22 protein-coding genes are annotated in these 25,333 nt (G+C 66.7%); 1 reads left to right on the top strand and 21 read right to left on the bottom strand.

Translation table 11 applies throughout. The features are described 5' to 3' along the window. Positions 1-22: 22 nt before the first annotated feature. From pgaD to secA, 7 genes are all read right to left on the bottom strand, one after another. The gene (gene pgaD / locus DZC52_RS11655; protein ID WP_116651311.1) at positions 23-511 is read right to left on the bottom strand and encodes a poly-beta-1,6-N-acetyl-D-glucosamine biosynthesis protein PgaD; all 489 of its coding nucleotides are present in this window, start codon (positions 509-511) and stop codon (positions 23-25) included. Beyond that, positions 508-1,779 carry a poly-beta-1,6-N-acetyl-D-glucosamine synthase gene (pgaC, locus tag DZC52_RS11650; protein WP_116651310.1) on the bottom strand — a complete coding sequence of 424 codons (1,272 nt, stop codon included), beginning with the start codon at positions 1,777-1,779 and terminating at the stop codon, positions 508-510. Before pgaC ends, pgaD begins: the two co-directional genes overlap by 4 nt. A gap of 51 nt (positions 1,780-1,830) precedes the next feature. Further along, positions 1,831-3,570: a poly-beta-1,6 N-acetyl-D-glucosamine export porin PgaA gene (gene pgaA, locus DZC52_RS11645; RefSeq protein ID WP_181918926.1), complete on the bottom strand. Its 1,740-nt coding sequence runs from the start codon at positions 3,568-3,570 to the stop codon at positions 1,831-1,833. 182 nt (positions 3,571-3,752) lie between these two features. Further along, complete coding sequence (locus DZC52_RS11640) at positions 3,753-4,496, bottom strand: creatininase family protein (protein WP_116651308.1); 744 nt, start codon at positions 4,494-4,496, stop codon at positions 3,753-3,755. A 59-nt stretch (positions 4,497-4,555) separates the two neighbouring features. After that, entirely contained in the window at positions 4,556-5,257 is a 702-nt protein-coding gene (locus tag DZC52_RS11635; RefSeq protein ID WP_116651307.1) for a 4'-phosphopantetheinyl transferase family protein, read from the bottom strand. Then, on the bottom strand, positions 5,254-6,228 hold the full coding sequence (locus DZC52_RS11630) for a Nudix family hydrolase (RefSeq protein WP_116651306.1): 975 nt from the start codon (positions 6,226-6,228) through the stop codon (positions 5,254-5,256). Before DZC52_RS11630 ends, DZC52_RS11635 begins: the two co-directional genes overlap by 4 nt. A gap of 10 nt (positions 6,229-6,238) precedes the next feature. Next, positions 6,239-8,962, bottom strand: coding sequence for a preprotein translocase subunit SecA (secA, locus tag DZC52_RS11625; protein WP_116651305.1), 2,724 nt, complete (start codon positions 8,960-8,962; stop codon positions 6,239-6,241). A gap of 141 nt (positions 8,963-9,103) precedes the next feature. Between secA and DZC52_RS11620 the strand changes: the two genes are divergently transcribed. After that, positions 9,104-9,418: a DciA family protein gene (locus DZC52_RS11620; RefSeq protein ID WP_116651304.1), complete on the top strand. Its 315-nt coding sequence runs from the start codon at positions 9,104-9,106 to the stop codon at positions 9,416-9,418. Between the two features lie 86 nt (positions 9,419-9,504). Here DZC52_RS11620 and lpxC read toward each other — a convergent pair whose 3' ends face one another. From lpxC to rsmH, 14 genes are all read right to left on the bottom strand, one after another. Continuing rightward, positions 9,505-10,419 carry a UDP-3-O-acyl-N-acetylglucosamine deacetylase gene (gene lpxC, locus DZC52_RS11615; protein ID WP_116651368.1) on the bottom strand — a complete coding sequence of 305 codons (915 nt, stop codon included), beginning with the start codon at positions 10,417-10,419 and terminating at the stop codon, positions 9,505-9,507. A gap of 226 nt (positions 10,420-10,645) precedes the next feature. Continuing rightward, positions 10,646-11,818 (bottom strand): cell division protein FtsZ, encoded by a 1,173-nt coding sequence (gene ftsZ, locus DZC52_RS11610; RefSeq protein ID WP_116651303.1) that lies wholly within the window; start codon positions 11,816-11,818, stop codon positions 10,646-10,648. Positions 11,819-11,990: 172 nt separating this feature from the next. Beyond that, on the bottom strand, positions 11,991-13,220 hold the full coding sequence (gene ftsA / locus DZC52_RS11605) for a cell division protein FtsA (RefSeq protein WP_116651302.1): 1,230 nt from the start codon (positions 13,218-13,220) through the stop codon (positions 11,991-11,993). Next, positions 13,213-14,007 (bottom strand): cell division protein FtsQ/DivIB, encoded by a 795-nt coding sequence (locus DZC52_RS11600; RefSeq protein ID WP_116651301.1) that lies wholly within the window; start codon positions 14,005-14,007, stop codon positions 13,213-13,215. Before DZC52_RS11600 ends, ftsA begins: the two co-directional genes overlap by 8 nt. Continuing rightward, a complete protein-coding gene (locus DZC52_RS11595; protein ID WP_116651300.1) occupies positions 13,971-14,900 on the bottom strand; it encodes a D-alanine--D-alanine ligase in 930 nt (309 codons plus the stop codon). Before DZC52_RS11595 ends, DZC52_RS11600 begins: the two co-directional genes overlap by 37 nt. Continuing rightward, positions 14,897-16,324 carry a UDP-N-acetylmuramate--L-alanine ligase gene (gene murC / locus DZC52_RS11590; RefSeq protein WP_245960814.1) on the bottom strand — a complete coding sequence of 476 codons (1,428 nt, stop codon included), beginning with the start codon at positions 16,322-16,324 and terminating at the stop codon, positions 14,897-14,899. Before murC ends, DZC52_RS11595 begins: the two co-directional genes overlap by 4 nt. Continuing rightward, entirely contained in the window at positions 16,321-17,382 is a 1,062-nt protein-coding gene (murG, locus tag DZC52_RS11585) for an undecaprenyldiphospho-muramoylpentapeptide beta-N-acetylglucosaminyltransferase (RefSeq protein ID WP_116651299.1), read from the bottom strand. The genes murC and murG overlap by 4 nt, the downstream gene beginning before the upstream one ends. After that, positions 17,379-18,560, bottom strand: coding sequence for a putative lipid II flippase FtsW (ftsW, locus tag DZC52_RS11580; protein WP_116651298.1), 1,182 nt, complete (start codon positions 18,558-18,560; stop codon positions 17,379-17,381). Before ftsW ends, murG begins: the two co-directional genes overlap by 4 nt. Before the next feature lie 5 nt (positions 18,561-18,565). After that, positions 18,566-19,642: a phospho-N-acetylmuramoyl-pentapeptide-transferase gene (gene mraY / locus DZC52_RS11575; protein WP_116651297.1), complete on the bottom strand. Its 1,077-nt coding sequence runs from the start codon at positions 19,640-19,642 to the stop codon at positions 18,566-18,568. Further along, the gene (locus tag DZC52_RS11570; RefSeq protein WP_116651296.1) at positions 19,636-20,979 is read right to left on the bottom strand and encodes a UDP-N-acetylmuramoyl-tripeptide--D-alanyl-D-alanine ligase; all 1,344 of its coding nucleotides are present in this window, start codon (positions 20,977-20,979) and stop codon (positions 19,636-19,638) included. Before DZC52_RS11570 ends, mraY begins: the two co-directional genes overlap by 7 nt. Continuing rightward, positions 20,976-22,439, bottom strand: coding sequence for a UDP-N-acetylmuramoyl-L-alanyl-D-glutamate--2,6-diaminopimelate ligase (locus DZC52_RS11565; RefSeq protein WP_116651295.1), 1,464 nt, complete (start codon positions 22,437-22,439; stop codon positions 20,976-20,978). The genes DZC52_RS11570 and DZC52_RS11565 overlap by 4 nt, the downstream gene beginning before the upstream one ends. Next, positions 22,432-24,129, bottom strand: coding sequence for a peptidoglycan D,D-transpeptidase FtsI family protein (locus tag DZC52_RS11560; protein ID WP_116651294.1), 1,698 nt, complete (start codon positions 24,127-24,129; stop codon positions 22,432-22,434). The genes DZC52_RS11565 and DZC52_RS11560 overlap by 8 nt, the downstream gene beginning before the upstream one ends. Next, a complete protein-coding gene (gene ftsL / locus DZC52_RS11555; RefSeq protein ID WP_220338355.1) occupies positions 24,126-24,392 on the bottom strand; it encodes a cell division protein FtsL in 267 nt (88 codons plus the stop codon). Before ftsL ends, DZC52_RS11560 begins: the two co-directional genes overlap by 4 nt. After that, complete coding sequence (gene rsmH / locus DZC52_RS11550) at positions 24,389-25,333, bottom strand: 16S rRNA (cytosine(1402)-N(4))-methyltransferase RsmH (RefSeq protein WP_116651293.1); 945 nt, start codon at positions 25,331-25,333, stop codon at positions 24,389-24,391. The genes ftsL and rsmH overlap by 4 nt, the downstream gene beginning before the upstream one ends.

Genomic DNA, 25,333 nt, shown 5'->3' with positions numbered 1-25,333 from the left:
CTCGCGCCCGATGCCGACGGAATCAGGGCGTGTCGATCTCCTCGACGTGGCCGTTGTACCTGAACGATGCATGGCGCAGCTTGCCGCCTTCTTCGAAATCCAGTTCGATCGTTCTCGCGCGCTGTATGCGATCGAGCATTTCGGCTTCGAGCTGGAATTTCTCCTGCATCATTTCGCGACTGACCGGCGGCAAGGGTCGACGACGGTCGGGCCCACCAAAGCGAAACTGGTTGTAGCGGGACCACCCGACGATGGCCAGGGCGGTCACCGCCACCACGATGGCATAACCGGTCAGCGTCAACAGGTAATCGCTTCGCTCGGGATCGAGCATGTATTCCCTGAACGAGCTCGCACCGAACCACCACGCCGCCAGGCTCACCAGCGGCGCGAACAGATAGAGCCAGAGAACCCAGGCAATGAAGGTGATCGTGGAAAACAGCGCCCGCCTGCCGGGGGGCTGAAGATCGGGCCGATAGATGATCTCCGGATGCTCGGGCGTATGACGTGTCATGGCCGCACCCCCCGATCCGGGCTGGTCCAGATGGCGCGTTCGCCGTGCCCCTTGACCAACGCCTTGGGCACGGCCGCCACCGTGGTGAGCATGCTGATGAGCCAGAACCCCAGCGGATACCAGATCACCCAGAAGTAGATGCGCCACAAGCCCTTTTCATAGCGGCTGTCGATCAACAGGCTCACGGCGAACTGGACCAGGCAGGTCACGCCGAGGAGAACCCCGTTCCACTCGGGCAGGATGCTGGCCACTCGTAGCGTCTCGGGCAATGGTACGAGCAGCCCCAGGAAGTAGAGAAAGAAGATCGTCGCCATGACGTAGGCCCAGATGACGCTCAGCGTGTACTCGAAAACCACGCCCCACATGCGCCGTTGCCGCCAGCGCAGGGCCTTGAGGCCATAGCGCAAGAGCACTTCCACGCCGCCCTGGGCCCAGCGCAGCCTCTGCGTCCAGAGGCCGCGCAGCGTCTCGGGCATGAGGATCCAGCACAGGGCGTTCGGTTCGTAGCGCACATCCCAGTGATCGGCCTGGAGCAGCCAGGTCACGTCGATGTCCTCGGTCACCATGTCGGTATTCCAGTAGCGATTGCGATGCAGCGCCGCCTTTCGATAGCCCGACACCACGCCCGACACCGTGAAAATGCGTCCATAGATACGCTGGGCTCGCTTGATCAGGCCGATGATCGAAGAGAACTCTCCGACCTGGAGCCGTCCCAGCATGGTCGAGCGATTGCGAATCCGCGGGTTACCCGTGACCGCGCCCACCCGAGGCCCGTTGAGAAAGTGCCACATCATCCACTGGATGGCCGTCTTGTTGAGGACGGCATCGCCGTCGATGCAGAACAGGAACTCGTAACGCGAGGCCACGGCAGCAACGCGAAGCCCCATGGCCTTGCCCTGGTTGGACGAGAAGTGAATGACGCGAACGTTCTCGTGCTCGGCGGCGAATTCGTCGAGAATCTCGCCCGTGTCATCCGTGCTGGCATCGTTGACAGCGATGATCTCGAAGTTGGGATACGTCTGCTTGAGCAACCAGTCCATGGTTTCGCGCACCTGCCCGCCCTCGTTGTGGCAGGGCAGCAGGATCGAACAACCGGGATACTCGTCAAGCTCCGGCGGCTCCTCCGGCGTGCGCGCGATTCGCCGCTCCCAGTGAAAGAAGTACCAGATTCCGCCGACCATCCAAAGCCAGGCCATGAACAGCGGATAGAAGAAAGCGAAATTGAAAAGCGTGGCCAGCAGGCCCGTGCTCTCACCCCAGGGCAACATCGACAACTCCCCTTGATTCGATTTGGTACGTTCGCTGCGTGCAAGCCGGCATCAGAAGACCCCCCTGAGCCACAGCTGTCCGTCGACGCGGCTCTCGCGGTCGCCGTCATAGACGCGACTGGAAATCCCCACGCCGTAGTGGACAAACCAGTGCTGGCTGACCTGCCAGAGATGCTCGTAGCGGGCGAGCCCGATTGCGTGCGTACCATAATGCTTCTGCCAGTAGGCGCCGCCACCCAGCACGAAGCGCTGCGTCAGCGAGTGCTCGTAGCGACGCCAGGTGAGCCAGTCGTGCTGGATCACGTAGGCCAGCGACGCATCCTCTTCCGGGTTGTAGTACGGACCGCCGGTCTGGCTGGCCCGGGCGGCATAAAGATCCAGCGTGCCGTCGGTCGTGTGGTGGGCCGAGACATGAGGACGATGTCCCAGTGAGACCAGCACGGCGTCGCGTTCGTTACCGTCGGAGATGGCCAGGCGCGAAACGCCCAGGCGCAGGTTCAACGACTCGTGCGCCTGCCAGCGAACAGCCGCCTCGGTTTTCCAGCCGTCGAGACCCTGGCCGCGGGCACGCAACGGGACATCCGTGGAAAAACTCTCATAGCGAGTCGCCAGGCTCCATTGGTCATCGAGCTGCCAGTCCCAGGCCGCGGTGAGGCCGGCTTCATCCGCGCCGCGGCGATTGCGATGGAATTCGAGATTCACGCGATGACCCGCGCGCCGGTAGTCCAGCCCCAGGCCGATGCGGTCGTATTCGGCTTCGCCCTCGGGAAAGGTGGCGTGGCTGTATTCGCTGCGCAGGTAGGGCTGCAGGTAGCTTCCGACCCAGGGCGCCGACAGCCGCATGCGCCAGGCGCGATCACGGCTGCCGAACTCGCGCACACCATCACTCTCTCCGTACTCACCGTGCGACCAGTAAGACCATCGATCCCGGGTTCGCCAGTCGGCCCAGCCCCGCTGCACGTGGCGATCTTGCGGATGCGTCTCGTAGAGCGACTCCAGTATTCGGCCCGCCTCGCGGTAGCGCCCCAGGTCCCGCAGCAGCGCGGCATGCAACAGCCGCAGATCGGTGCTCTCCGTCGTTTGGGCCAGCAAGGGCTCTATCAGCTCGAGGGCACGCCGGCTCCACCCCCGCCATCGATAAATGGTAGCCAGCGAGCGAGTGGCCGCCCCGCTTTTGGGATGATCGGCGGCAAGCGCCTCGAGTCGGACGATCGCCTCCTCGAGGCGATTGGCGTATCCCCGACCCATTGCTGCGGTAATACGCCCATCGCGGTGCAGGCGTGAGCCTGAGGCGACTTCCGGATGTTCGACCAGCGAATCGATCGTCGCCAGGGCACCGGAGAAGTCCTCCTGCTCGAGCCGGGCCCAGAACAGGGACTGCAGGGTCTCGAGACGCCCGGGCTGGCGCTCGAGCACGCGTTCATACAGCGCCTCGGCCTGTTCGGGGCAGCGCAGGTACAGGTAGGCATCCGCCGCGGCGACCGTGACGTAGACGGGCGGCTCCAGGCCATCGGCCTCCAACGACTCCCAGGCGGAAACGGCTTCCTCCATGGATTCGCGCGTTCGCAAGGCCAGCAAGCGGTCGTAACGGCTTCGTTGCAGCGACTGCGCATCGGCCTCGGGATGCGCCATTGCCCGATCGAGCAGCGCAAGCGCCTCATCAATCAGGGCATTTCGCTCGGGAATGCGATCGGCGGCGGCAGCGGCACGGATCTTCTCCGCGGCCCGATCCCCCAGCGCACGAGGCGAGCTGTCGCCCTGCGCCGTCGCCGAGGTCGCGAACAGGGTCAACAACAGGATGCCGGCAACAACGGTCCGACTCCGGACCAAACCGGAAACGAAATCGATTAACAAAGGAAACCCCTTTTTGTTCCTGGTCCCGGCGGCTTACACACGCTGTCAGAAGCGAGGCCACCAGGAAGTGTGATTTATATCACAAAAATATCGCTTTTCAACCCCCCCCGCCCCCTCGATTACCTGGAGTCGGCACCTGCAAAGCGGCGGTAGTCTTCGAGCGCGTCGGCCAGGCCGGCTTCGTAGAACCGTTTGCCGTGTTCGGGTTTGGCCCGGTGAGGCTCGGAGCCGATGCGGCCGTCGGGAAAGTGCTTGCGGTAGTCGGCGGCATCGCGGATCGGTCCGTCGGGTGGACGAACTGGATCGAGCGCTTCGTCCCGCGCCAGATCGGGGTAGGCATGCCAGGTCAAAGCAATCTCCGAAGGCGTGGCGTGGCTGCCGTCGGCATCGCCGTAGAGCTCACGCGCCAGCGCCCGGACGCGCTGGCCGGCGAACCAGTTGCCCATTTTCATGCGCAGATCGGACGAGCGCTGTGCGAGGCTGGCCTGGGCCCAGATCTCGGCAAAGGCCGCGTTCACCGTGGCGATGTTGCCGCCGTGCCCGTTGAGGAAATAGAAATGCGTGAACCCGTGCACGGACAGGGAGGTCACCACGTCGCCCACCAGGGCCATGAGCGTGGACGGCCGCAGCGTGATCGAGCCCGGAAACCCCAGGTGGTGCTGGGCCATGCCGATGCTCAGGGTCGGCCCGACCAGGATGCCCGCCTCCGCCATGCCGGCGGCGATGGTTTCCGGGCAGATGGCGTCGGTGCCGATCAGGCCCGTCGGCCCGTGCTGCTCCGTCGAACCGATGGGAACGACGATGCCGGTCGATCGCTCGAGGTAGGACTCGACTTCCGGCCAGGTCGCGCGTTGGAGAAACATGCTCGAATTCCTTGGCGATGAGTTGTTCGATTATGCCTGCAGCCGCCTGCGGCCCGCGCTCAGGTCGTGATTCGCCGGATCATGGGACGCACGGGACCCTCGCAGGTCGCGAGATGACCGACGAGGCCGTCCGGAAGCGCCAGGTTCGCCAGCGACATTGCGCCCGCGCCTTCCCAGTCCGTCGGAAGCCGTCGGATGGCGGGCGGCTGCCAGTCCAGCGCGATCTCGCCGAGGCAGCCGGCCAGGCCGCAGCCCCTGGCCTTGACCAGGGATTCGCGCGCCGTCCACTGCTTGAGGAACTGGCGCGAGCGGAACGGCTCATCGAGGCCGACGATCCATTCGGCCTCTTCGGGCGAGAGGAAGCGCCGGGCGAGCAAGGGGGCGCGCGGCAGCCGCCGCTCGACTTCGAGATCGATACCCACGGCGACCCCCACGGCCACCGCCACCGCCAGCCAGTCACCCGAGTGCGAGACGTTGAATTGCAGGGCGCTGTCTGCATGAACGCCCGAAAGCATGGGTTTTCCGCGCTCGCTGCGATCCAGCTCCACGGACTTGCCCGGGCAGCCGAGGTAGGCCGCGAGCAACAGGCGCAGGAAGAACTGCTGCTGCACCCTCTGGCGCAGGATGCGTTCGCGCCGGTTCCCGCCTCGCGGCCCGGCGTCGAGCGGCATGTCGCTCAGGCGGGCGAGCCACACGTCGGCCTCGCCGCGAGCAGGCGTCGAGCGTGAACGGATGGGCAGGCGGACGCTCTCGATGCTCATGGCCCCGCCCCGAATCCGTGCGTCCCCGCCACCCCGAATCCGCCGCGTTCGCGCACACGCTCGAGGTCACCGGGAAGCAATCCGCCGAGGGCGAACACCGGCAGGGGAGAGCATCGACACAGGCGGGCGAACTCCTCCCAATCGAAAGGCAGTGGACCCTGGTGACCGCAGGCGGCGCTACCGGGCCGGAGCGTGACGAAGTCCAGGGCCAGCTCCCCCGCCCGCGCAAGCTCCGCCGAATTCCGGCACGATGCCGCGACCAGGAAGTCGCCACCCAGTGGCCGCCCGGAGAGTTCGTCCAGCCGTTCGCCCGGCAGTTGCACGCCGTCGGCGCCGCTCTGGACCGCCAGCTCCGGATCACCGTCGAGCAACCAGCGCGCGCCCGATTCGACCATCAGCCGACCGAATTCCCGGGCCAGGCTGCGCAGGTCGGCAGGGTCGAGGGACGTGGCCCGCAACTGGAACAGCCGGATACCGCGATCCAGGCAGTCCCGGGTCCATCTCAGGAGTTCTTCGGGACCGCCCGGGGCGGCGGAATCGGGCGTGATGGCGTAGCGGGGGTCGAGGGAAAAGGCCCGCACGATGGGTCGGTCGGCCGCCGGCATGGGCAGCAGGGCCATGTCGCTTTCGCCAACCCACTGCAGCGCCTGGCCCTCCTGCCCCTCGGGCTCGCCGCTCCATTCGTCCACGGCGTAGAGCTGCAGACGAACCGTGAGTTCGGGGTAGTCGTGCGTCAACGCCAGCCAGGGCCGGGCGGAACCCACGGAGATCGCCAGCTCTTCGGCCATCTCGCGGGCGAGCGCCTGCAGCCCCGTTTCACCGGGCTCGCGCTTGCCGCCGGGAAATTCCCAGGTGCCGGCTAGGTGCTTGCCCGCGGGCCGCTCGGCCAGGAGGATGCGGCCCCGGTCGTCGCGAACGATCCCCGCGACGACTTCGATCAGCTCGCCAGAGTCGGGCGTCTCACCGGCCACCCACGGCCTCTCAGGACAGGCGACCGTGGCACTGCTTGTACTTCTTGCCCGAACCGCAGGGACAGGGTTCGTTGCGCCCCACCTTGCGACCTTCCCGCACGAAGGGGTCCGGCTTGGCGTCGCCCTGGGCGCCGCCCTGGCCGCCCGCGGGTGCAGCGCCGCCGGTAGCCGACTGTGCTTCGGCGTGCTGGAACTGCATCGGGGCCTCGCGCCGGCGTTGCTGGTCGACGGCCTCGACATCGTCCTCGCTTCTCACGCGAACCCGCGCCAGACCCTTCATCACCTCGTGCTTCATGTTGTCGAGCATTTCGGTGAACATCTCGAAGCCTTCGCGCTTGTATTCCTGCTGCGGCTTCTTCTGGGCGAAGCTTCGCAGGCCCACGCTGCGGCGCAGGTAGTCCATGCTGGCGAGGTGTTCCTTCCACTGCTGGTCGAGAATCGACAGCATCAGGGCCTTCTCGAACTGCCGCATCACCGAGGAGCCGACCATCTCTTCCTTGGCCCGGTAATGCGCCTCGACGGCCTCCATGACCTTGCGGCGCAGACCTTCCTCGGCCAGGTCGTCGTCTTCCTCGAGCCAACGCTGGATGGGCACCTCGATCCCGAACTCACCCTCCAGGGCGCGTTCGAGGCCTTCGGTGTCCCACATCTCGTCGATGGAGCCCGGCGGCACGAACTGGCTGATCAGGTTGTCGAACACTTCCTCGCGGATCGAGTCGATCGTGTCCTTGATGTCGTCGGCTTCCATCAACTCGTTGCGCTGGGAATAGATGACGCGGCGCTGGTCGTTGGCGACATCGTCGTATTCCAGCAGGTGCTTGCGCATGTCGAAGTTGTGCGCTTCGACCTTGCGCTGGGCGTTCTCGATGGCGCGGTTGACCCAGGGATGCTCGATCGACTCGCCGTCGCGCATGCCCAGCTTCTGCATCATCCCGCTCATGCGGTCGGACGCGAAGATGCGCATCAGCGGATCCTCCAGCGCCAGATAGAATCGGCTCGAGCCCGGGTCGCCCTGGCGGCCGGAACGCCCGCGCAACTGGTTGTCGATTCGACGGGACTCATGGCGCTCGGTACCGATGATGTGGAGGCCGCCAGCCTCGATGACCTCGTCGTGGCGCTTCTGCCAGTCTTCCTTGACCTTGCGTCGGGCTTCTTCGCCAGCGTCCTCGCCGAGGTCGCGCAATTCGGCCTCGAGGTTGCCGCCAAGGACGATATCCGTGCCTCGGCCGGCCATGTTCGTGGCAATCGTCACGTTCCCGGGACGGCCGGCCTGCTCGATGATGTGCGCCTCCCGCTCATGCTGCTTGGCATTGAGCACCTCGTGATCAATGGCGGCTTTCTTGAGCTCGCGGGAAATCAGTTCGGAGTTCTCGATCGAGGTCGTGCCCACGAGCACAGGTTGGCCGGCAGCCACCCGCTCCTTGATGTCGTCAACGATCGCGTCGAACTTTTCCTGTTTGGTCAGGAAGACCAGGTCGGCATTGTCCTTTCGGATCATCGGCTTGTGCGTGGGAATGACCACCACTTCCAGGCCATAGATCGACTGCAGCTCGTAGGCTTCGGTGTCGGCGGTGCCGGTCATGCCCGAGAGCTTGTCGTAGAGCCGGAAGAAATTCTGGAAGGTAATCGAGGCCAGCGTCTGGTTCTCGCGCTGGATGGGCACACCCTCCTTGGCCTCGACAGCCTGATGCAGGCCCTCCGACCACCGGCGCCCCTGCAGGGTGCGGCCGGTGAACTCGTCGACGATGATCACCTCACCGTCGCGAACGATGTAGTCGGTATCCTTGTGGAACAGGTGGTGTGCGCGCAGAGCCGCGTTGAGGGTGTGCATGAGGCTCAGGTTGGCCGAATCGTAGAGGCTCGCGCCGGACTCGATCATGCCGGCCTCGGCCAGGAGATCCTCGACCTTCGCCATGCCCTCTTCGGTGAGATAGACCTGTTTGGTCTTCTCGTCGATCGTGAAATCCCCGGGACCGTCCTCTTCCTCCTGCGGCTGCAGTTGGGGGACGATGCGGTTCATCTTCACGTAGATGTCCGGCCCTTCGTCGGTCGGCCCGGAAATGATCAGCGGGGTGCGCGCTTCGTCGATCAGGATGGAGTCGACTTCGTCGACGATGGCGAAATGCCGGCCGCGCTGGACGCGCTGCTCGAGCGAGAAGGCCATGTTGTCGCGCAGGTAGTCGAAACCGAATTCGTTGTTGGTCCCGTAAGTGACGTCCGCGTTGTAGGCCTCGCGCTTGTCGTCCGGGCTCATACCGGGAACGGAGACGCCGACGGTCAGGTCCAGGGCCGAGTAGATCGGCTTCATCCACTCGGCGTCACGGCGGGCCAGGTAGTCGTTGACCGTCACGACGTGAACGCCCTGGTCGGGAATGGCATTGAGGTAGACCGCCAGGGTAGCCACCAGGGTCTTGCCCTCGCCGGTCTTCATTTCGGCGATCTTGCCCTGATGCAGCACCATGCCCCCGATCAACTGGACGTCGAAGTGGCGCATGCCCAGCGTTCGCACGGATGCTTCGCGCGCGGCCGCGAATGCTTCCGGCAGCAAGTCGTCGAGACTCTCGCCTTCGCCGTGCCTTCGGCGGAATTCCGACGTCTTGGCCTTGAGTTCCGCGTCGCTGAGCTTCTGGAATTCCGGCTCGAGGGCGTTGATCGCCTCGACATCCTTGTAGAGGGCCTTGATGAGCCGGTCGTTGCGGCTGCCCACCACCTTGGTGATCAGGGATTTGAGCATGGATCGTCCGTTGACTTGATATGAAGTGTTTTTCAGGGACTGTCTTTAGTTGGGGCCGGCACCGCGCGGGTGCAAGCACAGCCTGCCATTGTAGCCCGCTCGGGCGTTAAACTGCAGGCTTCACCGCGCGGAAGTGGGCCGATGGCCAGGCAGGACCGTAAAGAACGCGAGATTTCCGACGTCTCACAGGGTCACGAGGGCCTCAGTCGACTGCTGGCCACGGCCCGCGCGCTGGACCAGCTCGACGCCGAACTGCGCCAGGTCCTGCCCGGCAGCATGCGCGAGAACATCGGCGTGGCCTGTATCGAGGGCAAGACCCTGGTGCTGGCCGCCACCAGCCCGGCCTGGGCCAGCCGTGCCCGCCTGATGGCCGACGATCTGCTGCGCGAAGCCAACCGGCAGCTCGACGATCGGCTCGAGGGCACGCGCGTGATCGTGGTACCGCGGCTCGGTTGAACCTGAAACCTGAAACCTGAAAGCAGGAGCCCGAACGAGAAACGGGCGCCTGAGCGCCCGCCTTCGTCAGAATATTTGCCGCCCGCTCAAACCGCCTGTGCCGGCTGAACGTAAGAGATCGGCGCCGGACGATCGTCCTCGAATGTGACCTCTTCCCAGGCCTCCTGGTCGGCCAGGACCTGGCGAACCAGCTGGTTGTTGAGCTCGTGACCCGATTTGTGCCCGAAGAAGGCGCCGATGGGGTTGCGATTGAGCAGGTAGAGATCGCCGATGGCGTCGAGCACCTTGTGCTTGACGAATTCGTCCTCGTAGCGGAGACCGTTCTCGTTGAGCACGCGGTAGTCGTCGAGCACGACGGCGTTGTCCAGGCTGCCGCCCAGCACCAGGTTGCGCTGGCGCAGGTATTCGATGTCGCGCATGAACCCGAAGGTACGCGCGCGGGCCACTTCCTTGAGATAGGAGGTGGTCGAGAATTCGACGTCGGCCTTGCACGAATGCGAGCGAATGACCGGATGGTCGAATTCGATGGTGAAGTTCACGCGGAAGCCTTCATGCGGCTCGAAGCGGGCCCAACGGTCCTCGTCGCGCACTTCGACCGTCTTCTTCAGCCGGATGAAGCGCTTGGGCGCGTTCTGCTCGGCAATGCCCGCAGACTGAATCAGGAAGGCGAAAGGCCCGGCGCTTCCGTCCATGATCGGCACTTCGGCGGCGCTCAGGTCGACGTAGAGATTGTCGATGCCCAGGCCGGCCAGTGCCGACATCAGGTGTTCGATCGTGGCAACGCGCACGCCGGCGTCGTTTACCAGGGTGGTCGACAGCGCGGTGTCGCGCACCAGGTGCGGTTCGGCCTTGATTTCGGCGATGGGATCGAGGTCGACACGACGGAAAACGATGCCGCAGTTGGCCGGCGCCGGTCGAAGCGTCATCAGCACCTTCTCGCCGGTGTGGAGGCCCACGCCGGTGGCGCGAATGACGTTTTTGAGAGTTCTTTGTCGGATCACTGCGTTGACCGATTGCTGGTTGACGCCGCGGAGCATAGCACAGGCCCTTGTAGTAAAAAAGCAATTTTTCGTGAAAAGCGCCACATCTGTTGCCCAAAAACCACACTCCGGGTCGTTTTTTCGTCACAAACCGGCCGGCGGGGCTTTCGTGGCGAGTCGAAAGCCCCTGCCGGCGGTTCGTATTCCGACTACCGCATTCGGCTGAAGTGCCCCCCCCGATTGCGCTTCAGTCGGCCTGGTTGCGCAGGAAGGCCGGAATATCCAGGTAGTCCATTTCCTTCTGTTCGCCGAAGAGTTTCCGGCTTTCGCCGGTCTCGGCCTTTTCGCTGCCCTGCATGTTGTGAGCAGGCGCTTCCTCCTCCTCGGTGGCTCGGAAGGCCGGGCGGTTATCGGTACCGGTGCGGACGACCTTCATCGGCCGCTCCTCGCGCTTTGGGCGCTGCGACCCCAGGCCCGTTGCGACCACGGTGACGCGCAGTTCGTCGTTCATGTCCGGGTCGATAACGGTGCCGATGACCACGGTGGCATCCTCGCTGGCCAGGTCGGCGACCGTGGTGCCCACTTCCTCGAACTCCTTCATGCTCAGGTTCATGCCGGCGGTGACGTTGACCAGGATGCCGCAGGCACCGTTGAGGTCGACGTCTTCGAGTAGCGGCGAGCCGATGGCCGACTGCGCAGCCATCAGGGCACGGTCCTCGCCCTTGGCGGTGCCGGCACCCATCATGGCCATGCCCATCTCGCTCATCACCGTGCGCACGTCGGCAAAGTCGACGTTGATCAGGCCCGGGCGGGTGATCAGCTCGGCGATGCCCTGCACGGCGCCGGAAAGCACCTGGTTGGCCGATTTGAAGGCATCGAGCAGGGTGATCTCCGAACCCAGCACGCTGAGCAGCTTGCCGTTGGGAATCGTGATCAGGGAATCGACGTGATGGGACAGCTCGTCGATTCCCTGCTGTGCCACGGCGCTGCGGCGCTGGCCCTCGAAGGGGAAGGGCTTGGTCACCACGGCCACCGTGAGGATGCCCATTTCCTTGGCCGTCTGCGCAACCACGGGCGCGGCTCCCGTACCGGTGCCGCCGCCCATGCCGGCGGTTATGAAGACCATGTCGCAACCTTCCAGCATCTCGCTGATGCGGTCGCGATCCTCCAGCGCCGACTGGCGGCCGACCTCGGGGTTCGCGCCGGCACCCAGGCCCTTGGTCACGCCAGAGCCGATCTGCAGCGTGGTCTTGCCCGAGAAGTTGCGCAGCGCCTGCGAGTCGGTGTTGACGCAGATGAACTCCACGCCCTCGATGGCCGACTCGACCATCTGGTTGACGGCGTTGCCGCCGCCTCCGCCGATCCCGACGACCTTGATGGTCGCTCCGGGTGTGTAGTTTTCGATCAGTTCAAAAGGCATGTCGGTTTCTCCTTTCGCTCGCCATTAACGATCAACAGTCCGGCTTGTCCGGATTACTCATTTATAGGGATGGCGGCACGCGTCTTCTTGCCGGACGCTTTGTGCCGCTCCCATGCCTTGCCCGAGGTACATCGAGTTCGGGCAAACACTCGTGGCGCCTCGCGGCCCCATTTCAGAATTCCCCCTGGAACCAGTTCTTGATCCGGTTCCAGAGACTTTCTCCGCCGCGCGCCAGTCCGGTGCGACGCGGCCCTTCCATACGGCTGCCGTAGATCAGCAGACCCACGCCAGTCGAATGAATCTGGTTGTTGACGACCTCGGAAAGGCCGGTGACATGCTGCGGCGCGCCCAGGCGCACCGGCATGTGCAGGATTTCCTCGGCCAGCTCGACCACGCCTTCCATCTTCGAGCCGCCGCCGGTCAGCACCAGGCCGGCCGGGATTCGCGACTCGAAGCCGGACTGGCGCAGCTGCTTGTGAACGTGGTGGAAGAGCTCGCGGTAGCGCGCCTCGACCACCTGTGCGAGCGTCTGGCGCTCGAGCCGTCTCGGCGGCCGGTCGCCCACGCTGGGCACCTGGATGGTCTCGTCGGAACTCGCCATCTGTTCGAGCGCGCAGGCGTACTTGATCTTGATCTCCTCGGCGTGCACCGTCGGCGTGCGCAGGGCCACGGCGATGTCGTTGGTGACCAGGTCGCCGGCGATCGGGATGCAGGCGGTATAGCGGATGGCGCCCTCGGTGAACACCGCGATGTCCGTGGTTCCGGCTCCGATGTCGACCAGGGCGATGCCGAGATCCTTTTCGTCTTCGCTGAGCACCGCGTAGCTGGAAGCGAGCTGCTGCAGGATCAGGTCGTCGACCTGCAGGCCGCATCGCGCCACGCACTTGGTCACGTTCTGGACGGCACTCACCGCCGCGGTCACCAGGTGAACGCGCGCTTCCAGACGCACGCCCGACATCCCCACCGGCTGGCGGATGCCATCGGTCGAGTCGATGACGTATTCCTGTGGGAGCACGTGCAGAATGCGCTGATCGGCCGGAATGGCGACCGCGCGGGCAGACTCGAGCACGCGCTCGACGTCTCCGTCGGTGACCTCCTTGTCGCGAATCGCCACGGCACCGTGCGAGTTCAGCGAGCTGATGTGGCTGCCCGCGATGCCCGCGAACACCGAATGGATCTGGCAGTCCGCCATCAGTTCGGCTTCCTCGATGGCGCGCTGGATCGACTGTTCGGTCGACTCGATGTCGACCACCACGCCGCGCTTGAGACCGCGCGAGGGATGCGATCCCAGGCTGACCACCTCGACCTGTCCGTCCGGCTGGACCTCGCCGACGATGGCGACGATCTTGCTGGTGCCGATATCCAGTCCGACGACCAGTGACTTGTCCGGTCGTTTAGCCATGACTCGCTCGCTCTCCCGTTGTCGTTGTGGTTGTCGTTGTCGTTTCGTCGTTGTTGTCCGCGCTCCCGGTATCGGCCCAGCGCACGGCCAGACCGTTGGTGTAGCGCATGTCGATCAGGCGAATGGGCCGATCGAGGTCGCTGAGCGCCGCCTGCGCGCCGATATAGCGGTCGAGCCGCCTGTCGACCTGCTCGCGGCCGAGCACCAGCGTGACGTCGTTGTCGAGCACGACGCGCCAGGCGCCTCGCTCGTCGACGGCGAGCTCGACCACGTCGCGCCCGACGCTGCCGAGCCGGCGCCTGACGGCCTGCCAGCGCTCGAGCACGTCGCTGCCTCTTGACTCCGGCCCCCGCAGCCTCGCCAGCCCCTGCATGCCTTCGCTTCCGCTCACGCTGAAGACCTCGCCGCGGTCGCTGAACAGGCGATCTTCGTTCCAGCGCGCCACCGGGCGGTGCTCGGTGATGTCGATGAGCAGGGCGTCGGGCCATTCACGGCTGACCTCCGCGCTCGCCACCCAGGGCAGCGCCTCGACGCGTTCGCGCACGCTCTGGAGGTCGGCGGCGAAGAAGCCGCGCGAGGCTTCGTCGGCGACGGCGCCGCGCACCTGGCTGGCGCTCGTGCGCTTGAGGTCGCCGGCGACGTCGAGCCAACGAATCGGCCACTGCTCGCCGCCGATCAGGCCCGAGCGCAACCACAGCGCCAGCAGCAGCAAGGCGCCGCCGAGGACCGCGGTGGCCAGCCAGGCCGGCCTTATTGCGCGTTCAGGCTGGTTTCCAGAATCCGCCATACCAGTTCCTCGAATTCGATTCCGGCCGCCTTCGCGGCCATGGGCATCAGCGAGTGATCGGTCATGCCCGGCGTCGTGTTCACCTCCAGCAGCCAGGGCTGCCCGTCTTCGTCCACCATCAGGTCCACGCGGCCCCAACCAGATGCGCCCAGTACCCGGAAGGCCTCCAGGCAGAGCCCGGCCAGGTTCGCTTCGGTGCCTTCGTCCAGGCCGCAGGGGCAGCGGTACTGCGTGTCGCCCGACTCGTATTTCGCCTCGTAGTCATAGAACTCCCGGGGCGTCTCGAGACGGATCAGCGGCAGGACGCGATCGCCCAGGACCGCCGCGGTGTACTCCCGACCCTGGATCATTCGCTCGACCAGGACCGTCTCGTCGCGCGCGAGCGCCTTGGCCAGCGCCGGTTCGAGATCTTCAGCGCGGGTCACACGGCTCATGCCCAGGCTCGAGCCCTCGCGTGCGGGCTTGACGAACAGCGGCGGCGCCATCGACTTCAGGATGCTCTCGAAATCGCTCACCTCGTGCGCCACGGCCCATTCGGGCGTCGGCAGACCGCAGGCGCGAAAAACACGCTTGCTCTGGAGCTTGTCCATCGTCAGCGCCGATGCCAGCACGCCGGAACCCGTCACCGGCACGCCGTAGATACTCAGCGCGCCCTGGAGCGTGCCGTCTTCTCCGCCGCGGCCGTGAAGGAGGTTGAACACCCGGTCGTAGTGACCGGCGGCGACGTGCTCGAGCAGGCGGCGTGGCCCGTCGACGACGCTGAACTGGATGCCGAGCGCCTCCATGGCGGCGGCCACGGCGCGCCCACCCTTCAGGGAAACTTCCCGCTCGCCGCTGTCTCCGCCCACGACGAGGGCGACCTGGCCGAACCTGCGCGGATCACCGAAAGTCATGCCGCCTCCCCTGCGTAGCGCTTTTTCAGGAGGGCACCCAGGCGCCCGACGTCGCCGGCGCCCATCACAAGCAGCAAGTCGCCATCACCGACCAGCTCGGGCAGGATCTCGACGACCTCGTCAACGGCGCCGATACGCCGCAGCGGCAATTCGCGTCGGCGACCGACGGCCTTGGCGAGGGCGTCGGAATCGATGCCGGACAGCGGCTTCTCGCCGGCGGGATAGATGTCGGCGAGGATCAGCGCATCGGCGTCGGCCAGGACGCGGGCAAAATCGTCGAACTGGTCGCGCGTTCGCGTGTAACGATGCGGCTGGAAGAAGAGCACCAGGCGGCGGTCGGGCCAGCCCTCGCGGGCGGCCTGGACGACGGCCTCGAGTTCGGTCGGGTGGTGACCATAGTCCTCGAATGCCAGCACCGCGTTGCCGGCGACGTCGAGCGGACCGATCTCGGCGAAGCGTCGGCCGATACCGCCGAAGCCCGCCAACCCGCGCACGATCGCGTCGGCCGGGATGCCGATCTCGCTGGCCACGGCCGCTGCTCCCAGGGCGTTGAGCACGTTGTGACGGCCCGGCTGGGCAAGGCTGACGGCGCGCGGCCGTTCCTCGCCCGGCAGGCAGAGATCGAAGTGCATTCGCCGCCCTTCCTGCCGCAGGTTGGTGGCGCGAACGTCGGCCTGCTCGTCGAGCCCGTAGGTCACGACCGCCCGCCCGACATCCGGGATGAGTTCGGCCACGTGGGCATCGTCGATGCACAGCACTGCAACGCCGAAGAACGGCAGGTGATGCAGGAATTCCAGGAAGGCGCGCTGCAGCTGGTCGAAGCTGCCCTGGTAGGCGTCGAGATGATCGCGGTCGATGTTGGTGATCACCGAGATCACCGGCTGCAGCTTGAGGAAGGAGCCGTCGGACTCGTCGGCTTCGGCGACGATATATCGCCCTTCGCCGAGGCGGGCGCCCGTACCGAAGGCATTGACCAGGCCGCCGACGATGAAAGTCGGATCCAGGCCGCCCTCGGCCAGCAGGGTCGCCACCAGCGAAGTGGTCGTGGTCTTGCCGTGGGTACCGGCCACGGCGATGCCCTGGCGGAACCGCATCAGCTCGCCCAGCATTTCGGCGCGCGCGATGACCGGAATGCGGCGTTCGCGCGCGGCGATCACCTCCGGATTGTCCTCGGGAACCGCACCCGACACCACGACAACGTCGGCGTCGCCGAGATTCTCCGTGGCGTGGCCGATGCGGATTTCGGCACCCTGCTCCTGCAGGCGCGAAACGGTCGTCGAGGCCTGCAGGTCCGAGCCGGTCACCTCGAACCCGAGGTTGAGCAGCACCTCGGCGATGCCGCACATGCCGGCGCCGCCGATGCCCACCAGATGGATGCAGCGGGTTCGGTGCATCAGGTTGGGCGTCTGCGTGCGCTCGATCATGCCGCCACCTCCATGCAGGCGTCGGCCACGGCCTGGGCCGCGCCGTCACGGGCCAGGGCGCGAGCGCTCCGGGCCATGGCGAGCAGCTGCGGACGCGACATGGCGGTCAGGTGCTCGGCCAGCCATCTTGCGTCGAAGTCGGCCTCTCGAACCAGCCATGCCGCGTTGCCGTCGGACAGGTAGCGCGCATTGGCGAACTGGTGATCGTCCACGGCGTGGGGAAACGGCACGAGTACGGCCGCCAGGCCCGCGGCGGCCAGTTCGGCCACCGTCAGGGCGCCCGCGCGGCAGACGGCCACATCGGCTTCGGCCCAGGCGGCGGCCATGTCGTCGATGAAGTCCACCACCTCGCCCTCGACGCCGGCGCGCTGGTAGGCGGCCTGCGTCGCATCCAGCTGGCGTCCGGCCTGGTGGAGGACACGCGGCCGTCTCGATTCAGGCAGGCGCGCGATCGCTTCCGGCACCGCGTCGGCGAAGGCGCGCGCGCCCAGGCTGCCGCCGATGACCAACAGGCGCAGGGGCCCCTGGCGCCCCTCGAAGCGGCGGTCGGGTTCGGGAATCGCGGCGATGTCGGCGCGCACCGGATTGCCGACATGTTCGCCGCCGGCCAGGGTGCGGGGAAATCCGGTCATGACCCGGCGGGCGATCGGACGAAGCCAGCGGTTGGTCAGTCCGGCGACGGCGTTTTGCTCGTGGATGACCAGGGGCACGCCGGACAGGCGTGCCGCGAGCCCGCCGGGACCCGCGACATAGCCGCCCATGCTGAGCACGCAGTCCGGGCGATGCTCGCGAATCAGCTTCCTGGCCTGGCTCACCGCCCTGAGCACGCGCCAGGGCGCGGCCAGCCAGCCCAGGAGCCCTCTCCCGCGCAAGCCGGATATGGTGATGCAGTCGAGTTCGATGTCGGCAGCCGGGACGAGCCGGTTCTCCAGGCCCGTGGGCGTACCCAGCCAGCTCACCGTCGCCCCGCGCTGGCGCAGCACCGAAGCAACGGCCAGGCCGGGAAAGATGTGTCCGCCGGTTCCGGCGGCCATGATCATGACGCGCAGCCGCCTCATACCTGCCAGCTCCTTCGTCGACGCGGTTGCTGGCGCGCCTCCATGCTCAGTTCCCACTGCACGCGCAACACGACGCCGATGGCCAGCAGGGTCATGATCAGGCTGCTGCCGCCGGCTGAAATGAGCGGCAGGGTGAGGCCCTTGGTCGGCAACATGCCCAGGTTGACGCCCATACTCACCAGGGCCTGCATGCCGATCCACAGGCCGATACCCCAGACCATGAAGGCCGAAAACGGCCGTTCCTGGCGATGCGCCTGAACGCCGATCAGGAAGATCCGGCCGACCAGCAGGGAAAACAGCACGAGCACGAAGACGATGCCCAGCAGGCCGAGTTCCTCGGCCAACACGGCGAAGATGAAATCGGTGTGCGCCTCGGGCAGGTAATAGAGCTTCTGCACGCTGGCGCCCAGTCCGACGCCGTCCACCTGGCCGCGACCGACGGCGATCAGGGCCTGGGTGAGCTGGAAGCCGCTGTTGAAGGGGTCGGCCCAGGGATCGACGAAGGTCATCACGCGCTGCAGGCGGTAGGGCTCGAGCGCGGCGAATGTCAGCAGGGGCAGACTGCTCAGCCCCAGCACGAACAGGTGCTTCCAGGCCGCCCCGGCAAGCCAGATCATGCCGCCGACGATGGCACCGAGCACCACCGCCGAGCCCATGTCGGGCTGCTTGAGCAGGATACCGGCGAGCAATCCCACCAGCAGCAGGGGCTTGAGGGTCTCGAGGAATCTCGCGCGGCCCAGTTGCGGCCGCTTGGCCAGATAGCCGGCGACGAACACGATCATCAACAGCTTGACCGCCTCGACCACCTGGAACTTGGCCACCCCCAGGTCGATCCAGCGCGTCGAACCGTTGACCTCATGACCCAGGCCCGGGACGAAGGGCAGCAGCAACACGAGCACAGAAAGCGGAAAGGCGATCGGCGCGAGCCACTGCATCTGCTTGGTACCGATGAAACTCAGCGACGCGGCCAGGGCGACGCCCAGGCCGATGTAGACCAGGTGCTTGGCGAGGAAATGCCACACCGACACGGCATAGCCCTCGGCGACCGCGATCGAGGTCGACGCCACCATGACGACGCCGATCACCAGCAGGCCGAGCGTGGCCAGGATCACGACCTGGTCCAGCCCCGCCGAGGGTGCGGCGTCTCTTGCGCGATAGGCCTGTCTCACCTGTGCCATGGCGGTCACCTGATCTTCATCGTGGCGAGGCCGGCGAGCACCAGCATCACGGAGATGATCCAGAAACGCACGATCACCTTCGGCTCCGGCCAGCCCTTGAGTTCGAAGTGGTGGTGGATCGGCGCCATGCGGAAAATGCGGCGCCCGGTCAGCTTGTAGGAGGCCACCTGCAGGATGACCGAGAGGGTTTCGATGACGAATATGCCGGCCATCACCATGAACACGATTTCCTGGCGGACGGCGACGGCCACCACGCCCAGAGCGGCACCGACGGCCAGGGCGCCCACGTCACCCATGAACACCTGCGCCGGGTAGGTGTTGAACCACAGGAAACCCAGGCCTCCGCCGGCCAGGGCCGCGCAGAAGATGGCCAGCTCGCCCACGCCGGGGATGTAGGGCATGGCGAGGTAGCCGGCAAAGACGGTGTGGCCGGTGGCGTAAGCGAAGATGCCCAACCCCGCCGCCACGAAGACCGCCGGCATGATGGCCAGGCCGTCGAGCCCGTCGGTCAGGTTGACCGCGTTGGACGAACCGACCACCACGAAATAGGTCAGCACCACGAAGCCCAGGCCCAGCGGCAGGGCGATGTCCTTGAAGAAGGGGAAGAAGAGCTGGGTGTTGGCCGGCACGTCGGCGGTCTGGTAGAGGAACACCGCCACGATCAGCGCGGCCAGTGACTGCAAGCCGTATTTCCAGCGCGCCGAAAGGCCCTCGCTGTTCTTGTACTTGAGCTTGCGCCAGTCGTCGACGAAGCCGATGGCGCCGAAGGCCGCGGTCACGAAAAGGACCGTCCACACGTAGCGGTTGGCAAGGTCCGCCCACAGCAGGGTCGAGATCATCAGCGCGATCAGGATCAGCGTCCCGCCCATGGTCGGCGTTCCGGCCTTGGTCAGGTGCGACTCGGGGCCCAACTCGCGGATCGGCTGGCCGATCTGGCGCTCGGTCATGTGGCGGATGAACAGCGGGCCGACGATCAGCGAGACGATCATCGCCGTCAGGGCGGCCATTACCGTCCGGAAGGTGATGTAGCCGAACAGCGCAACGTCGGCCATGAGCACGTGATCGAGCAACCAGGTCAGCATGTTTGCTTCTCCCCCATGACGCCGGCGACCACGCGCTCCATGCCCATCGAGCGCGATCCCTTGACCAGGCAGGTCACGCCGGCATGCAGCTCGGCGGCCAACGTGTCGATCAGGGCCTGTCGGCTGGCGAAGTGACGGGCGTCGCCGTCGAAGGCATCGGAGCTGGCGCGCGCCAGCTCGCCGATGGTGAACAGGCGGCTCACGCCGAGGTCGCGGGCCGCCTGGCCCATCTCGGCGTGCAGGCGCTCGCCGTCGGGACCGAGCTCGCCCATGTCGCCCAGGACCAGCCAGTGCGCATCCCCGCCCATCTCGGACATGACCTGCAGGGCCGCATACAGCGAGGCGGGGTTGGCGTTGTAGGTATCGTCGAGGATCTGCCAGCCGTCGGGATGACGACGAAACTGCAGGCGCCCGGGCAGGCTCTTCATCCGCGCCAGGGCGTCGGCGATGTCGTCGAGCGGCACCTCGAGCGCGACGGCAGCGGCGGTGGCGGCCAGCGCGTTGTAGAAGTTGTGGCGCCCCGGTAGCACGGGCGCGAACTCGAAATCGCCGGCGGGCGTATTGATGTGGCCGAGCCCGCTGGCCAGCACGCCCGAGACGTTGGCCGAGCCCGTCATTCCGAAGCTGATGATGCGACGGTCGCCGGCCATCTCTCGCCACATCGGCGCGTAGTCGTCGTCGGCGTTGATCACTGCCGTGCCCTCGTCCGGCAGGCCGGAGAACATCTCGCCCTTCGTCCGGGCCACGCCCTCGACGCTGCCGAGGCGCTCGAGATGGGCGGGACCTGCGTTGGTCACGACGCCGACGTCCGGGCGGGCGATCCCGGCCAGATAGGCGATGTCGCCGGGGCGATTGCAGCCCATCTCGATGACGGCGAAACGATGCGAAGCATCCAGCCGGGCCAGGGTCAGGGGCACGCCGAGTTCGTTGTTGTAGTTGCCCTCGGTGGCCAGCGTCGCGCCCTGCGTGGACAGGATCGCCGCGGTCATTTCCTTGACCGTGGTCTTGCCGTTGCTGCCGGTGATGCCGACGACGGCCACATCAAGCGTGTCGCGCCAGGCCCGTGCGAGGCGGCCCATGGCCTCGCGCACGTCCTCGACCACCAGCTGCGGCAGGACATCGTCGACTTCGCGGGCAACCAGCGCCGCCGCGGCGCCATTGCCCCGGGCCTGTTCCAGGAATTCGTGGCCGTCGTGGCGCTCTCCGGGCAAGGCGCAGAAAACGTTGCCGGGCTGCACGCGGCGCGCATCGTGGATCATGCCGAGAACCTCGACATCGTCGCCGACCATGCGACCGCCGGTCGCTTCCGCCATCCGCGAAAGGCTGAAACGCATCATGCCGCCACCCCCAGCGCTTCGCGGACGCTGACGTGGTCGTCGCAGGGCAGACGCTCGTCGCCGATGACCTGGTCGGTCTCGTGACCCTTGCCGGCCACCAGGACGATATCGCCCGGCTCGCCGCCGCTCAGCGCGTGGGCAATCGCACGGGCTCGGTCGCGGATGACGATCGAGCGCTGCGGCTTTTCCATGCCCGCCTGGATCGCACGAATGATGGCCAGCCCGTCCTCGCCGCGCGGGTTGTCGTCGGTGAGCACGATACGGTCGGCCAGTCGCTCGGCGACGCGACCCATGCGCGGCCTTTTTTCACGATCGCGGTCGCCGCCGCATCCGAACACGCACCACAGCGTCCCGTCACTGAGTTCGCGCGCGCTGGTCAGGGCGTTCTCGAGCGCGTCGGGGGTGTGCGCGTAGTCGATGATCGCCAGGGGCGCGCCCTCGCGGCCGATGGGCTCCATGCGCCCGGGAACGGGCTGCAGCGCGGCCAGCGTCTCGGTGATGGATTGCGGATCCCTGCCGCGTTCGGCGAGCTCGGCCGCCACGATCAGCAGATTCCAGAGGTTGATTCGCCCGATCAGCTTCGAGCGCGCCTCGAAGCGCCCGCAGGGCAGTTCGAATTCGGCGCGCAGACCGCTCATGTCCGCGCCCAGCAGCGTCGCTCTCGCACCTGCCTTTGGATGACCGGCCAGCGAGTAGCCCACCAGGCGGCCACTCGCGGACAGCCGTGCGGCCAGCTCGGCCCCGAAATCGTCGTCGAGGTTGATCAGATGACGGTCGCTGCGGAACTCGGTGAACAGCCTGGCCTTCGCGGCGCCGTATGCCGCGCGATCGTCGTGATAGTCGAGATGGTCGTGCCCGAGCGTGGTGAAGATCGTGCTGCTGAACGCCAGCCCGGCGAGCCGCCCCTGCTCCAGCGCATGGGACGAGGCCTCGAGCACGACGCTGCCGACGCCCTGCCCGGCCAGATCGGCCAGGTGGCGGTAGACGCTGAATATGTCCGGTGTGGTCAGCGAGCCCGACTGGTGGTGCCCGGGCCGCCCCCAGCCCAGCGTCCCGACCATCGCACCGCCGAGCGCCTGCGCGAGCAGCCAGGCAATCGAGCTCTTGCCGTTCGTGCCGGTCACGGCCACCAGGTCCAGGCCGTCGACGGCCTCTCCCCAGAAACGGCGAGCCAGGGTCGGCAGCCGGTCGGCGATGTCCGGAACCGCCAGTTCGGGCAGCCCGAGATCTTCGGGCGGAGTCAAGCGCCCGTCATGGACGACCGCCACGGCGCCGCGGTCGCGCGCCTGGTAGACGAAGCGCATGCCGTGCCCGTTGGCGCCGGACAGCGCCACGAACACATCGCCGGGGCGAACGAGTCGGGAATCCAGGCTTAGCCCGGTCGCTTGCGGCCAGTCTCCGGCCGACAGTTCGACCATTCCGTCGAAGAGCGCTTGCATGGTGAGCCCACGTTCAGTCATGGGACCCCTCCACTCGCGCCAGCAGCATGCCCGGGTCGTCGGGCGGCACGTTGAACAAACGCAGCCCGGCGGCCATCACGTCGGAAAACAGCGGCGCGGCGACCTGGCCGCCGTAGTACGCCTCGCCGGAGGGATCGTTGATCACCACAGCGGCGACGAGCTCGGGATCGGAAACCGGGGCGAAACCGGCAAAGCTGGCGACGTATCGGTCGCCGTAGCCGCCGGCCGTGGCCTTGCGCGAGGTGCCGGTCTTGCCGGCCACCCGGTAACCCTCGACTCGGGCGCCCTGCCCCGTGCCTTCCGGCCCGGTAACCGTTTCGAGCATGCCCGCCAGCTGGTTGGCCAGGTTGGGGTCGAGAACCGAATGCGGCGGGTTGTTCGCATCGGCGATGAAGGTCGGCTGACGCAGGCGTCCTTCATCGGCGATCGCGGCCATCGCGCGGGCCAGCTGCAGGGGCGTGACCGACAGGCCGTAACCGTAGGCGAGCGTGGCCTGTTCGAGCTTGCGCCAGCGTTCGTAGTCGCGCAGTACCCCGGCCGACTCGCCCGGGAAACCGGTGCCGGAGACCGAACCGAAACCGAACCGCGAGTACATGCTCCACAGGTGGCGCGCATCCATGGACAGCGCCAGCTGCACCACGCCGACGTTGGAAGACTTGGTCAGGACCTGCTCGACCGTGAGTTCGCCGTAGTCGCGCACGTCGCGAATGTCATGGCCCGATACGTGAAGCACGCCGGGCGAGGTGTCGAGCACCATGTCGCGATGCGCGATGCCCGCTTCCATCGCCGCGGCCACGGCGAAGGGCTTCATGACGGAGCCCGGCTCGAGCACGTCCGTCAACGCCCGGTTGCGCAGGCCGTCGGAGGGAATGCGCGTGTTGGCATTGGGGTTGTAGGAGGGGTAGTTGACCATGGCGAGGATTTCGCCGGAGTCGACGTCGAGCACCACGACCGAGCCCGAGCGGGCACCGTACTCCATCACGGTGGCCTTGAGGTCCCGGAAAGCCAGGTACTGAAGCCGCCGGTCGATGGTCAGCTGCAGGTCGCGGCCGGGGCTGGCCTCGCGGATCAGCTCGACGTTCTGGACGACGCGGCCGAAGCGGTCCTTGATCACGCGCTTGGCGCCGGGCTGGCCCTGCAGCCAGTCGTTGTAGGCGAGCTCGAGACCCTCCTGGCCGACATCGTCGATGTTGGTAAAGCCCAGGACCTGCGCGCTGACCTCGCCGGTGGGGTAGAACCGGCGGTACTCGCGCTGCAGGAACACACCGGGAATCTCGAGCTCCCGGATCCGCTCGGCCAGGTCCGGATTGATCTGCCGGCGCAGCCAGACGAACTCGCGATTGGCGCGCTGCGTCAGCCGGCGCTCCATGTCCTCGGCATCCGCCTCGAGCAGGCCGGCGAGCATCGGGATGTGGTCGGCTGCCTGAAGCAGCTCGCCGGGGTGCGCCCAGACCGATTCCACCGGCGTGGAGACGGCCAGGGGTTCGCCGTTGCGATCGAGGATGCTGCCGCGAACCGTGGGAATGGACACCTCGCGCAGGTAGCGGGCTTCGCCCTGGCTCTGCAGGAATTCGGTTTCCATGACCTGCAGGTTGACCGCGCGCGCGACCACGGTCACGGCCGCCAGCAACATCAGGCCGGCGGTGATCCAGACGCGCATCGTGGCGCGATTGCCGCTGGTCTCGGTCATGGCGAAGTCACCAGGATTCGGACATCTTCGGGTGATTTCATGCCCAGCTGCTCGCGCGCCTGGCGCTCGACCCGGCCGGCATCGCCCAGCCAGGCCTGCTCAAGCTGCAGGCGGCTCCACTCGACGCGGGCCGCGTCACGCTCGGCCTCGGCTTCCTGGAGGGCAACAAAGAGCTGGCGCGATTCGTGGCGCAACACGACCACGCCGATGGCGCTGGCGAGCACGGCGGCAGTGAGGACCAGCAGGAGCAGCCAGCGAATCATGTCGCCTCCCCGGCCGTCTTTTCGGCCACACGCATGCGCGCGCTGCGGGCGCGCGGGTTGTCCGCGATTTCCTCCTCAGAGGCCTGGACCATGCCGCCGATGAGCTTCAGGCGCGGCACGAAGGTCTCCACGGCGGGAAGCCGACGGCTTGCAGGCGGCGGCTTGGCGGCCTTCGCGAAACGCCGCTTGACCAGACGATCCTCGAGGGAGTGGAAGCTGATGACCACGAATCGCCCGCCGGGCGCGAGCAGGTCGATGCCGTCGTCGAGGGCTTCTTCGAGGGCGCCGAGTTCGTCGTTGATGAAGATGCGCAGGGCCTGGAAGGTCCGGGTGGCCGGATGCCGGGGCGACGGCGGGCCGGGCACGGCTTCGCTGACGATCGCGGCCAGCTGCGCGGTCCGTTCGATGGGCGCCTCCTCGCGGGCCTTGACGATGGCGCGGGCGATGCGTTTACCGAAGCGCTCTTCGCCGTATTCCTTGATGACGCGGGCAATGTCCGATTCCGCGGCGCGCGCCAGCCAGTCGGCCACGGATTCTCCGGACTCCGGATCCATGCGCATGTCCAGCGGACCGTCGTGCTGGAAGCTGAAGCCGCGTTGGGGGTCGTCGAGCTGGGGTGAGGACACGCCGACGTCGAGCAGCAGGCCGTCGACCCGGCCGGTCAGCCCGAGTTCGTCGATGATCGCGCCGATCTCGGCGAAATTCGCGCGGCGAATCGTCACCCGCCCGTCCTCGGCATATTTCGCGCGGGCATCGGCAATCGCCTGTGGATCACGGTCCGTTACCACCAGTCGCCCTTCCTCGCCGAGGCGGGCCAGCATGGCCGCGCTGTGCCCTCCCCGACCGTATGTGCCATCGACGTAGACGCCATCGGCACGAATCCTCAACGCATCCAGTGCCGGCCCGTGCAGCACCGGTACATGTTCGTGGTCCCTGGCCAT

Origin of the sequence: Wenzhouxiangella sediminis (assembly GCF_003410055.1) — a bacterium.
In the GTDB taxonomy this organism is placed as follows: domain Bacteria; phylum Pseudomonadota; class Gammaproteobacteria; order Xanthomonadales; family Wenzhouxiangellaceae; genus Wenzhouxiangella; species Wenzhouxiangella sediminis.
The sequence above is the reverse complement of the archived record's forward strand: the minus strand, read 5'-3'. Positions and strand labels throughout refer to the sequence as shown.